This window comes from Corallococcus sp. M7 (assembly GCF_054512695.1).
The window spans coordinates 4,937,785-4,951,778 of the sequence record NZ_CM137252.1 but is presented as its reverse complement, the minus strand read 5'-3'; the positions used below and the strand labels follow the sequence as shown (position 1 = coordinate 4,951,778).

Sequence of the window (13,994 nt, the reverse complement as noted above, 5' to 3'; positions counted from 1 at the left end):
CGGCCCAGGAGCTCCACGAAGGACGGCCTGCCGGACAGCCGCGAGCGGAAGGGCAGGGTGTTGATGAAACACCCCATCAGCCATTCCACCTCCGGCCGGGTGCGGCCCGCGATGGGCGTGCCCACCACGAAGTCCTCCTGGCCAGAGTAGCGCGACAGCATTGTCTGGAAGAGCGCCATCAGCACCATGAACGACGTGGCGCCGTGCTTGCGGCCCAGCGCAAGCAGCGGCGCGGACACGTCGGCCGGGAACGCGAAGCGGTGCAGCGCGCCGGCGAAGGACTGGAGGGCGGGACGCGGATGGTCCGTGGGCAGCTCCAGCGTGGGCGCTCCGGTGAGCTGCTGCTTCCACCACGCGAGCTGTGCCTCCATCACGCCGCCGTCCAACCAGGCGCGCTGCCACACGGCGTAGTCCGCGTACTGCACCGGCAGCTCCTGCAGTGGCGACGGCTGGCCCGCGCGGAACGCGGTGTAGTTCTCCGTCAGCTCACGGGCGACCACCATGGTGCACCACGCGTCGGACACCGCGTGGTGGAAGGTGACGAGCAGCACGTGCTCCCGCGCGCCCATGCGCAGCAGCGCCCCGCGGACCACCTCTTTCTCCAGGTCGAACGGCTGGCGCACGGCCTGCTGGAAGAAGCGCCGCATCGCCGCTTCGCGCGCCTGCGGTGTGTCACCGGGCACGTCCCAGTGCTGGAGCGGCAGGCCCCTGGGCGGGTGGATGACCTGCACCGAGTGGTCCCCCTCCAGGGAGTAGGTGGTGCGCAGCACCTCGTGGCGGGTCACCATCACATCCAGCGCGCGTTGGAGCGCGGCCTCGTCCAGCTCGCCTGTGAGCCGGAAGATGGCCGGGTTGTTGTACGCGCTGCTCGTGGGATCCAGTTGCTGGAGGTACCAGAGGCGCTGCTGCGCGAAGGACAGCGGCAGCGGCTGATCCCGGCTCACGCGCGGGATGGGCGGCGGGCCCAGGTTCACCACCGCCGGTGCGGCGGGCGCCACCGGACGCGGGGCCTCCACGACGGCGGGACGCGCCACGGGCGGAGGGGGGAGGCGAGACGGTGAGGCCACGGGCTCCAGCCGGCCGTCCCCGCGCAGGCGGGCGTGACGGCCGGTGCGGAACAGCTTCGCGGAAGCCTCGCGAGGGTGCGGCACCAGGCGCCGGTGTTCTTCATCACCCGCGCGCCACAGGGCGGAGGGGAGCCCGGCGCCCGCGAGGGCCAGCTCGCCCACCACGCCCGCAGGCACGGGCTGACCGGCCGCGTCCAGCACCCAGGCCTGGAGGTTCGCGGGGATGCGCTCCGCCAACGTGCGCGGCAGCAGCGCGCCCTCCTGGGCATCACCGGACAGCCACACCTCCACGCCCGCGGCACGGTGCAGCGCCGCGCCCAATTCCACCGACGCGCCCTCCAACACGAGCGCGCCCACCCGGGCCAGGGACTCGCGTGCTCCGGGCAGTTCGCTCAGTGAACGCGCCAGGCGGGCCGACGTGTGCAGCAGCACGGCGCCGGACTGGCGCGCCAGCTCCAGCAGGCCTTCGACGCCCGCCTCGGCCTCCACCAGCACCTGCTCCTGGCGGGCGGCGGCCTCCGCGTCCATGCGCTCACGTACCACGGCCAGCCGGCGCAGGCCCTCCAGCACCACCGGCGTGTCCAGACCGAAGTCGATGAGCGCCGCCACCTCGTCCACGTCCGCCGCGCGCACGTCACGCAGCCGCCGCATCGCGCTGTCCACCGTGCCCAGCAGGCCGGTGTTCTTCGCGTGGTTCTCGAACGTGCGCTCCAGCACCGCGTTGATGTCGTCCGGCGACAGCTTCTGGACGTCGGTGATGCCCTGCGCCTGGAGCAGCGACGTGCTGATGTCCACGGAGCTTCGGAAGTAGCCGAGCAGCGGCTGGCGCACCGTGCGCAGCACCTCCTGTTCGTCGTCGCCCAGGTACGTGTGCAGCATGCAGGTGATGTGGCCCCGGCCCGGATGCCCGTTGCGGCGCCACGCGTCGCGGTACAGCGCCACCTTCTGCTTCAGCTCCTCCAACGAATGGGACAGCAGGCCCGTGAGCACGCCCGCGCCCAATTCGCCCGCCATGCGGAACGTCTCGGGGTTGCCCGTGGCGGTGAGCCACACCGGCAGCTCCTTCTGCACCGGCTTCGGGCGCAGGCCGACCTCCACCGTGCTGCCAGCGCCGCCGGGACGCTTGAAGCGCTCGCCGCGCCACAGGGCGCGCAGCGTGGACAGCTTCTCCAGCAGGATGTCGCGGCGCTTCTCGTAGTTGGCTGGCGCGAAGGTGAAGTCCTGCGTGTGCCAGCCCGTGGCCACGGACAGGCCCACGCGGCCCTGCGACAGGTTGTCCACCACGGACCACTGCTCCGCGATGAGTAGCGGATCATGTAGCGGCAACACCACGCTGCCGGAGCGCAGGCGCAGGTGCTTCGTGACGGTGGCCAGACCCGCCGCCACCACGGCGGGCTGCGGGTACAGACCTCCGAACGAATGGAAGTGCCGCTCCGGTGTCCACACGGCGGAGAAGCCGTTCGCGTCCGCGAACTTCGCGCCCTCCAGCAGCAGCTCGTACTTGGGCCCGGTGAGCGTGTCCTCGTCGTTGGCGAAGTAGATGAGGCTCAGGTCCATCGCCTTCGCGCGAGGGCCTCCATCACCCAGGCTCACCAGCCGGGCGGTGATGCGCTCCGGCGGGAACACCACCCGCAGGCCGCGCGTGAGCGCCCACAGGGCCTCCAGCTCCGGACGGTCGGAGGACGGTTCGCTCGCGGCCAGCCACGCGCCGCCGTCCGGGGGCGACAGGCGCGTGTCCAGGCCGGTGAAGAACTCCGCCAGCTCCCGGTGCCCCAGGGCCCACGCGGGCTGCCCCCGCCCCGTGGGCAGCAGCCACGCGAGGGCGTCCGACTCCACGTGCACAGCAGAGGCCTCAGTGGCGGCTGGCACGTCCTCCATGTAGACGACGCGCGCCGCATCCACGCGCACGGAGGCCACCAACGCGCGCGTGGTGACGAGCACCGGCACCGGAGCACCTTCGGGCGCGTACACGGGCAGGTGGCTCAGGTCGGACGGGCCCAGGGCGACGCACGCGCCGCCCGCGCCCAGCACGCCCCACAGCGCGGCCAGCTTCTCCGGCGACGTGCGCAGGCACACGGCCACCGGTGTTCCGGCCTTCACGCCCAGGGACCTCAACCTCGCGGACAGGGCGTCCGCGCGGGCGCCCAGCTCCGCCCAGGTCCAGTGCGTCTCCCCCTGGGACAGGGCGGTGGCATCCGCATGGCGAGCACGCCGCTCCGCGAGCGCAGCGGGCACGGGGACCAGCCCCGGCGTGGCGCGAGGCGTGGGCCAGGCGCGGCGCTCGTCATCGGTGGCGAGCGGCAGGTGCGCCACCTGCGTGTCGGGGTTCGCGAGCGCCGCGGCGAGCAGGACCTGGAAGTGCTCCATGAGCCGCGCCGTGGTAGCGGCGTCGAACAGGTCCGACGCGTACTCCAGCGCGCCGTGGACGCGGGTGGGGGACTCGAAGAGGACCAGGGTGAGGGCGCTCAGGGTGGAGCCCCACTGCACGGGCGTGCCCGGCACCTCCACCAACGTGGCGCGCAGGCCGATGAGCTCCAGCGTCTCCGAGGAGCTCGCGCCCGTGTGGTAGACGAACACGGAGTCCGTCATGCGCCCCCGGCCGATGTCATGGCCCGGGATGAGGGCTTCGACCAGGTACTCGAAGGGGACGTCGGGACGCGTCTGCGCGTCCGCGACCTCGCCGCGCACCTGGGCCAGCAGCTCGCGGAACGTGAGCCCTTCGGTGAAGCGCGTCCGGAACGCCTCCGAGTGCGCCACGTAGCCGATGAGCGGCATCAGCTCCGGACGGGTGCGGTTCGCGATGGGCGTGCCGACGACGACGTCCGTCTGGCCGCTGTAGCGGTGCAGCAGCGTCTGCCATGCGGCGAGCACCGTCATGTAGCCGGTGAAGCCCTCGCGGCGCGTGAAGGCCACCAGCTCGTGAGCGAGCGCTGGCGGGAAGTCCAGCGTCATGCGGTGGGACGAGATGAGGGGCTCATTGGAGCGGGGCCGGTCGGTGGGCAGGTCCAGCTTGCGCGGCATGCCGGCCAGCCGCTGCCGCCAGCCCTGGTCCTGTTCGGCCAGACGGCCGCTCGTGATGCCCCGGCGCTGCCACGCGCCGAAATCCGCGTACTGGAGGGGTAGCGGCTTGAGCGGAGACGGCTTGCCCTGGAGGAAGGCGTCGTAGAGCTGGCCCAGCTCCTGGACGAAGAGGGCGATGGACATCGTGTCGCTGACGATGTGGTGGATGCTGGCGATCAGCAGGTGCAGCTTCGTGTCCAGGCGGACCAGGGTGGTGCGCAGCACGGGGCCGCGGACCAGGTCGTACGGCTTCGCGGCGTCCTCGCGGGCGAGGCGCAGCGCCTCCGGTTCACGGGTCTCCAGCGGGCCACGCAGCTCCACGCGAGTGAGGGGCACGCGCATGCGCGCGTGGAAGCGCTGCACGGGGCGGCCGTCCACGGTGTCGTAGGTCGTGCGGAGGGACTCGTGGCGCTGGACGATCTCCTGGATGCCGCGCTCCATCACGTCCGCGTCCAGGTCGCCTTCGAGCCGCAGGACGAACGGGAGGTTGTACGCGGACAGGCCGGGCAGGTGCTGCTCCAGGCGCCAGACGCGCTCCTGCACGAAGGACAGCGGCAGCTCGCTGCCATCGCGAGGCAGCGGCACCAGCGGAAGCTCCGCGGAGACGGGGGCCTGGGGCGTCTGGAGCAGCAGGGGCTCCAGGCGCTCCGCGATACCCGCGACCGTGGGCGCTTCGAAGAGTGCGGCCAGGGGCAGGTTCACGCCAAAGGCTTCACGGAGCTGATTGAGCAGTTGCGCGGCCGTCAGCGAGTTGCCGCCAAGCTCCAGGAAGTCGTCATGGCGGCCCACGAATTCCAGGCCCAGACGGTCGCGCCACAGCGCCGCCACACGCTCCTCGATGTCGCCCCGAGGCGCGTCCGCTCGACCGGGAGGGGGAGCAACGGCGGGCGTGGGTTCCACGACTGTGGGCACGGCAGACCCGTGCGAGGCCACCGCCGCCTCCGGATGCATCACGTACACCGGAGCCCCGTGTGAGACGCCAACCGGACTCGTCGTCGCTGATGCGTACTGGGACGCGCCGATGGGAGCCGTCATCCCAGAGGTGGATTGAGGAGCACTGGTCGGAGCCGTCATCGCGGACGCGCTCCTTGGAGCGCCGTTCGGCTCCGTCAACGAGGAGGCGGACTGAGAAGCACTGGCCGGAGCCGTCATCGCGGACGCGACCTGGGGGGCGCGGGCCGACGCCGTAGCCGCCGATGCGCTTGGTGAAGCGCCGTTTGGATCCGTCATCATCGCGGATGCGTTCTGGGTAGCGCCGATCGAGGCCGTCATCGCGGACGCCGCTTGAGGGGCGCGGATCGAAGCCGTGGCCGTCATCGCGGACGCCGCTTGAGGGGCGCGGACCGACGCCGTGACCAGGGCCAGGTCGGAAGTCGTTTCGGGCGCACGCCCGGTGGGCGCGGTCGGAGTCCATGGTTCGGGCGCACGCTCAGCGGGCGCGGCCTGTGGGGCCCGGATGGCGCCCACCGAGGGCGGCGCGAACGGGGACGTCGTGGCGCGTGCCCTTGGCTGCACCCAGACCGGCTTGGTCTGGAACGCGTACGTGGGCAGGTGCAGCCTCAGTCGCTGCTCGTGCGCGTAGAACGCGTTCCAGTCCATGGCCACGCCCGCGGTCCACAGCTCACCCACGGACTGGAGCCAGCCCATCTGCTCCGTCGTCTTCCCGCCCACCCGCAGCGACGCCAGCGCGATAACAGGGGCACCGCCACCCTCGGGCCTGACGAGGTTCGCGCGCACCAGCGGCGTCACGTCCTGGCCCGGGCCCACCTCCAGCAGCACCGTGCAGGCTTCCGCCTGGAGCGCCTCCACCGCGCGGGTGAAGCGCACCGGCTGACGCATCTGCTCCGTCCAGTAGTCCGGCGCCGCCAGTTGCCCGGGCTGCACCACCGCCCCCGTGAGGCTGGAGACGTACCGCACCGTCGGCTCCGACCAGCGCAGCGTGCCCACCACGCGCGCCAGCTCCGGCATCAGCGGCTCCACGTCCGCGGAATGGAACGCGTGCGGCGCGGGCATGCGCACCGCTCCGGCCTTCAGGCCCTTCAGCTCGGCCTCCAGCCACTCCACTTCCTCCACCGGCCCGGACACCACGCAGCGATCCGGAGCGTTCACCGCCGCCACCGACAGCCGGCCCGACAGCAACGACTGGACGCGCTCCACGGGTAGGGCCACCGCGAGCATCGCGCCCGGCGGCATCCGGTGCATCAGCTCCCCGCGAGCCACCGCGAGGCGCATCGCGTCCTCCAGGGACAGCGCCCCCGCGACACACGCCGCCGCGTACTCACCGAAGCTGTGTCCCATCACCGCGGACGGAGTGACGCCCAGGTCCCGCCACATCCGCGCCAGCGCCACCTGCACGCTGAACAACGCGGGCAGCGCCACGCGCGTGTCCGCGAGGTCCGCCGAAGCATCGGCCTCGGCCGCCAGCACGGCCGACACCCGCGCCCGCAGCGGCGCGTCCAGCAACGCGAGGCACGCATTCAGGTGCGCACGGAACAGGGGCGATGCCTCCGCCAGCTCACGCCCCATGGCCAGCCGCTGCGACCCCTGCCCGGAGAACACGAACGCCACTCGAGGCGCCTTGCCCGGGATCTTCGCCAGCGTCACCGGCTTCTGGAGCTGCCGCGCCAGGTCCTCCGTGTCCTTCACCACCACCGCGCGGCGGTACTCGAACGACTTGCGGCCCACGGCGTGCGTGAACGCCAGATCCGCCAGCGCCGAGTCCCCGACGCCCTTCGCCTCCAACCGCCGCGCCGCCGCCTCCAGTGCCTCCGGCGAGCGCGCGGACAGCACGACGAGCTGATGGGAACGCGTGGTGGAACCACTCTGCCGCATGGGGGCTTCCTCGAGGATGGCGTGGGCATTGGTGCCACCAATGCCGAAGGAGCTGACCGCGGCGAAGCGAGGCGTCTCGCTCCGAGGCCACGACCGCAAGGTGGTGTTGACGAAGAACGGCCCCGCGTCGAAGTCGATCTGCGGGTTGGGCTTCTCGAAGTGGAGGCTGGGAGGAATCTCCCCATGGTGCAGTGCCAGCGCGGCCTTCATCAGGCCCGCCAGGCCCGCGGCCGTATCCAGATGCCCCACGTTCGTCTTCAGCGACGCCAGCGCGATGCGCCCCCGGTGCTCCGCACCCAGACCGTACGCGCGAGTCAGCGCCGCTACTTCAATCGGGTCCCCCAACGGCGTCGCGGTGCCATGGGCCTCCACGTAGCCCACGGCCTCCGGTGCCACGCCCGCGTTGGCCAGGGCCTGGGAAACAACCGCCGCCTGTCCCTGCACACTCGGCGCGGTGAAGCCGGACTTGTTCCGGCCGTCGTTGTTCAGCGCCGATCCCCGGATGACGGCGTAGATGGCGTCCCCATCCCGCACCGCGTCCTCCAGGCGCTTGAGCACCACCGCGCCCACGCCGTTGCCGGGCAGCGTCCCTTGGGCCTTGGCGTCGAACGCACGGCAGTGGCCGTCCGGGGAGAAGATGAGCCCCTCCTGCGCCACGTAGCCCGTGCGCTGCGGCAGCGACAGCCGCGAGGCCCCCGCGAGCGCCACATCGGACTGGCCCGTCCGCAGGCTCTGGCAGGCCAGGTGCACGGCCACCAGACCCGTGGAGCACGCCGTGTAGAGCAGCGTGCTCTCACCCGTGAGCCCCAGCTTGAAGGACGCCTTCGTCGGCAGGCTCTCGTGCGTGGCGGTGCCGTTCAGCTCGAAGAAGGACGCCGCATCCAGCGGCATCGACTGACGCACGGCCTCCGCGTATCCAGAGGCCGCGGCCCCCGCGTACAGCGAGATGGCGCCGGGGTAGCGCTCCGGATTGACGCCCGCGTCCTCCAGCGCGGCCCACGCCGTCTGGAGGAACAGCCGCTGCTGCGGATCCGTGAACTGCGCCTCGCGCAGGGACATGTCGAAGAACGCGTGGTCGAACCCCTCCACGTCCTCCAGGACACCCGCGGCCGGAACGAACGCCGGGTGGTACCAGAGCTCGAAGCCCTCCGGCAGGGAGGGCAGGTGCTCCAGTTCCTCGGGAGAGAAGCGCGTGATGGACTCCACGCCCTCGCGCAGGTTGCGCCAGAACGCCTCCACCGTTCCGGCGCCGGGGAAGCGGCCCGCCATGCCGACGATGGCGATGGAGCCGGAAGCGCCCGGCTTCGACGCCTCGCGCGGATGGTGGCCAGGTGCCGGAGCGGGTGAGCCCGGCGACCGGGACTCGTGCTCCAACCGCTGGGCGAGCGACTCCACCGTGGGATGTTCGAACAACCAGACCACGGGCACGTCGCGGCCCAGCGCCTCCTTCAGGCGCGACGCGAGCCGCATCACGGACAGCGACGTGCCGCCCAGGTCGTTGAACAGGTGGTCCTGCGTACCCACCCGGTCGGCCCCCAGCTCACGGGCCCACGTGGAGGCGATCCGTTCCTCCAGCGGATGGGACGGCGCCACGTAGCGCTCGCTCCGGCCGGTGACCTCCGAGTCCGGGGCGGGCAGGGCCTTGCGGTCCACCTTGCCGCTGGGGTTCAGGGGCAGGGTGGGGAGCGCCACGAAGAGTGACGGCACCATGTAGTCGGGGAGCTTGCGGCGCAGGGCCTCACGCAGCCGCGTGGGCTCCAGCACCTGACCCGGGCGAGGCATCGCGTAGGCGACGAGCCGCTTGTCGCCGGGCACGTCCTCGCGCACCACCGCCGCGGCCTCGTGCACTTCGGGCAGCTCGCGCAGGGCGGCTTCCACTTCCGGAAGCTCGATGCGGAAGCCGCGCACCTTCACCTGGTGGTCCGTGCGGCCCAGGAAGTCCAGCGTCCCATCCGCGCGCCAGCGCACCCGGTCGCCCGTGCGGTACAGCCGTGCCCCCGGCTTCGTACCCCAGGCATCCGGCACGAAGCGCTCCGCGGTCAGGTCCGGCCGCGATACGTAGCCCCGGACCACGCCATCCCCGCCGAGGAACAGCTCCCCCGGCACGCCCACCGGCACCGGCTGGAGCCGCGCGTCCAGCACGTACGCCGTGGTGTTCGCGAGCGGCGCGCCAATGGGCACCGACGCGTCCGCCTGCTCCGGCCTCTCCACCGTGAAGAACGACGCGGCCACGGAGCATTCACTGGGGCCGTAGGCGTTGATGACGGGCCGGCCCCGGAACTCCACCGCGCGGCGCACATGCGGGGCGGAGATGACGTCGCCCGCCACATGCACTTCACGCAGCCGCCCGAGGATGTCCGGCCGGTGCTCCACCAACTGCGAGAAGAGCCCCGACGGCAGGTGGGCGAAGCTGACCGCGTGGCGCTCCACCACGCGCGCGAGCGTGTCCATGTCTCCAGCGGGGACCTTGCCGGGGAAGATGACCAGCCGGCCGCCGTGCAGCAGCATCGTCCACAGCTCCATCACGGAGCCGTCGAAGGACAGCGGCGCGAAGAGCATCCCCGTCTCGCGCGAGCCGACGCGCGAGTAGGGCTCGGCGTGCACGAGGCGCAGCACGCCGCGATGTTCGTTGGCCACGCCCTTGGGACGCCCGGAGCTGCCGGAGGTGAAGATGACGTAGGCCAGGTTGCGGGGCCCCACGGTGACATCCGGCGCGGTGACGGGCTGGTCGTCGAGTACCAGCGAGTCCACGAAGAAGCAGGCCAGGGACGCGTCGGGCACGTGCAGCCGCTCACGCAGCGCACGCGTGGTAAGCAGCATCCGGGGCCGGGCGTCCTCCATCATGAACGCCAGCCGCTGCGCGGGGTACGACGCGTCCAGCGGGACATAGGCGCCGCCCGCCTTGAGGATGGCGAGCACCGTGACGACGAAGTCCACGGAGCGCTCCATGCACACCGCCACCGGCACGTCCGGGCCCACACCCCGGGCGCGGAGGAAGTGCGCGAGCGGATTGGCCCGCGCCTCCAACTGCGCGTACGTCAGGCGAAGGTCCCCGTCCTCCACGGCGACAGCGTCCGGAGTCCGAGCGACCTGGAGCGCGAACTGCTCGGGAATCGTCCTGCCAGAGGGGTAGTCGAGGGCCGTGTCGTTCCACGCGGTGAGCACCTGGTGGCGCTCCGCGTCCGTCATCCAGGGCAGCTCGTGGATGGGCGTCCGAGGGGCCGCGATGGCGGCCTCCAGCAGCACGCGGAAGTGGCCGGCCAGCCGCGCCACGGTGTCCGCGTCGAACAGCTCCGTGGCGTACTCCAGCCAGCCCTCGAAGCCCTGGGGGGACTCCGCGAGCGACAGCGTGAGGTCGAACATGGACGTGCCGGTGTGCACGTCCAGGAGCCGGGACTGGAGCCCCTGTAGGACGGGCGCGTCCACGCGGGCGCCCTGGAGGTTGAACATCACCTGGAACAGCGGCGTGTGTCCCAGCTCGCGAGGGGGCTTGAGTGCCTCCACCACGCGCTCGAAGGGCACGTCCTGGTGCGCGTACGCCCCCAGCGCCGTGTCCCGCACGCGCCCCAGGAACTCCCGGAACGAAGGAGCGCCCGACAGGCGCGTGCGCAGGACCAGCGAGTTGACGAAGAGACCGACGAGCCCCTGGAACTCCGCACGCTGACGGCCCGCGATGGCCGTGCCCACGCTGATGTCGTCCTGGCCCGATCGGCGGGCGAGCACGGTCTGGAAGGCCGCGAGCAGGACCATGAACGGCGTGACGCCTTCGCGCTCCGCCAGCGTCCTGACGGAGTTCGAAAGGCCCGCGTCCAGCACCACCGGGACCCGGGCACCCGAGGACCCACGCCGCGAGGGACGCGGCCGATCCGTGGCCAGCTCCAACAGTTGGGGAGCACCGGCGAGCTGCGTCCGCCAGTAGTCCAGCCGCGACTCCAGCGCGGCGCTGTCCAGCGAGTCCCGTTGCCAGTCAGCGGCGTCGGCGTAGTCCAGGGGCAGGGCGGGCAGGGGCGACGGACGGCCTTCGCGAAGCGCCGAATAGAGGGCGGAGACCTCGCGCACCAGCACCGCCATGGACGTCGCGTCCGACACGGCGTGGTGCATGACGAGCACCAGCACATGGGTCCGCGCATCCAGCGTGAGGAGCGTGGCGCGCACCAGCGGTCCGCGCTCCAGGTCGAACGGGCGGCGGGCCTCTTCATGGGCCAGGCGGAGCGCCTCTGACTCGCGGGCGGCGGTGGGCAGGGACTCCAGTGACACGCGCGTCAGCGGCAGGGACGCGTCCTTGGCGATGACCTGCCGGGGCTGTCCCGGGGCCTCACGGAAGGAGGTCCGCAGTCCTTCATGCCGGGCCGCGAGCGCCACGAGGCTGCCCTCCAGCGCGGCCACATCCAGTTCGCCCTCCAGGCGAACGGCGGCGGGCAGGTTGTAGGACACGTCGCCAGGGGCGTACCGGGACAGGAAGAACAACCGGGCCTGCGAGGACGACGCCTCACGGTCGCCGCCCACGTTCCTACGGTGGGGCGCGGGCCCCACCGCGTCACGGAGCGAGGCCAGCCTGTGCGCCAGGGAGGTGATGCTCGGCCCCTGGAGCAGCCACTCCATGGGCACCGTCAGCCCGGTGCCAGCACCCACTTCGTGCGCCAGATCCACGGCGCCCAGCGAGTCCAGCCCGTATCGAGTCACCGGAGCATCGACGTCGATGTCCTCACGGAGCATCCGCACGTGCCGGGCCACGACGTCACGCAGCCACGCGATCAGTGCCTCCGCGTCCGGCTTCGCGGGCAGCCCCACGGAGCCGGACACCGCTTCGCGCGCTCCCGAACCAGAGCCAGGAGAGGACGAGCTGAGGGCTCCGCCCGCATGACTCGCCGATGCCCCACCCGACGCCGTGTTGGACCCGGGTGAAGCGGCGGCTCCAGAACCGGAGGCCCCAGTCGAAGCCACAGGCCCGGGTGCGCCGAAGTCCGACGCGAGGATGGTTCCGGCCGAGACAGGGCCCGAGGCGGATGAAGCGGCGACTCCAGAACCGGAGGCCTCAGCCAACGGCCCGGATGCGCCGAAGTCCGACGCCGTATGGGAACCGGCCCCGCCAGGGCTTGGGAAGGTTGGAGCAGTGGCTCCGGAACCGGAGGCCTCAGTCGAAGCCACCCGCCCGGATGCGCCGATGCGCGGCGCCGTATTGGACCCGGGCCTGCCGTCGCCTGGAACGGATGCAGCGGCGGCTCCGGAACCGGAGGCCTCAGCCAATGCGCCGAAACCTGGCGCTGCGGATGAAGGGGGGAGGGGCGCCTGCGCCGGGCCACCCGGCGGCACCGCCCGCCATGCTGTCACCTCCTGCAACGTTCCCGCGAGGAAGGCCGCACGGCACGCATGCCGCTGCACCTTGCCGCTGGACGTCTTCGGCAGGCTGCCCGGCTCGATGAGCACCACCGCGTGCGCCTGCACCTCGTGCGACTCCGCCAGTCGCTGACGAATGACTCCCACCGCAGCGTCCGCCGCAGCCAACTGCTCCCGCAGTCCTCCCAGCCGCCGCACGTCGATTTCCTGCACGACGACGGCGCGCTCCTCGCCCCCCACCTCCACGGAGAACACCGCGCCGCCCCCGGGCCTCAGCGCCGGGTGCGCCCCCTCCACCGTCGTCTCCAAGTCTTGCGGGTAGTGGTTTCTCCCTCGCAGGATGATGAGGTCCTTGCGCCGTCCCGTGACGTACAGCTCGCCCTCCGGCCTCAGGAAGCCCAAGTCACCCGTGCGCAGGTACGGCCCGCCTTCCTCCCGGGCAATGCGCGCATGGAACGTCTCGCGCGTCGTTTCCTCCCGGCCCCAGTACCCCTGGGCCACGCTCGGCCCCGACACCCAGATTTCGCCCACCTCCCCAGGCCCACGCCGCTCCAGCGTCTCCGGGTCCACGATGGCGATTCGCTGCTCCGCCAGTGTCCGGCCGCAGCCCACCAGCGTCCTCGCCCCAGGCTCCGCCGCGCCTACTTCCTCCGCGCGGTGCCGCTCCAGCGCCTCACCTGAAATCGTCACCGACACCGGCGGCGTTGACTTCTCTCCACCCGAGACGATGAGCGTGCCTTCCGCGAGGCCGTAGCACGGGTAGAAGGCCTCACGCCGGAAGCCACTCGGGCCGAACGCCTCCACGAAGCGCTCCAGCGTCTCCGGGCGAATCGGCTCCGCGCCGCAGAAGGCCACCTCCCACCGGCTCAAGTCCAAAGCCCGGCGCTGCTCCGGCGTGCTCTTTCGCACGCACAGGTCGAACGCGAAGTTGGGCCCGCCGCTGATGGTGCCCCCGAAGCGCGACACCGCCTCCAGCCACGCCATGGGCCGCTTGAGGAAGGACATCGGCGACATCAGCGTCACCGGGAAGCCCCCGTACAGCGGCTCCAGGATGCCTCCAATCAGCCCCATGTCGTGGTACGGCGGCAACCAGATGACGCCCACGCTGTCCGCGCGCGCGCCGAACGCACCGTGGATGAGCGACAGGTTGTGCAGCAGGTTGCCGTGCGTGAGCATCACGCCCTTCGGCGTGCCCGTACTCCCGGACGTGTACTGAAGGAACGCGAGCGACTCCGCGCCCAGGCCCTCCGGCGCCACCCAGTCCCGCTCGCTGCCCTCCGGCAACGCGTCCGTCGCCATCCAGTGCAGCGCGCGGAAGTCCGGCGCCTGCTCGAAGACGAAGTCCGACAGCCCGAGGATGCCCGACGTGGTGAGCACCACCGACGCGCGCGCGTCCTGGATGATGGCGCGCAGCCGGGGCAGGGTGCGCTCCAGCCGCATCGGGTCCGGCGGATACGCGGGCACCGCCACCGCTCCCGCGTACAGACAGCCGAAGAAGCCCGCGATGTAGTCCAGCCCTGGCGGGTACAGCAGCAACACGCGCTCGCCTTGCGCGCCCTGCTCACGCAGCGCTGAAGCAATGCGCCGCGCGCGCACGTCCAGGTCGAACGCACTCCAGACGGTCTCCTCGCCGTCATCTCCCAGGAACGTGTAGAGCGGCGCGTGTGCGGACGACCCTTGAGCAAGGGTCAGCAACAA

Annotated in this window: 1 protein-coding gene (running past one end of the window); it reads right to left on the bottom strand. The window is 71.8% G+C overall.

Translation table 11 applies throughout. The annotated features are described in order from the left end of the window. A protein-coding gene (locus ACX114_RS19905) for an amino acid adenylation domain-containing protein (RefSeq protein ID WP_459300014.1) crosses the window boundary here: on the bottom strand, nt 1-13,994 show its 5' portion. 6,097 nt of this gene lie to the left of the window's left edge; the window shows 13,994 of its 20,091 coding nt (coding positions 1-13,994); its start codon is at nt 13,992-13,994; the stop codon falls past the left edge of the window.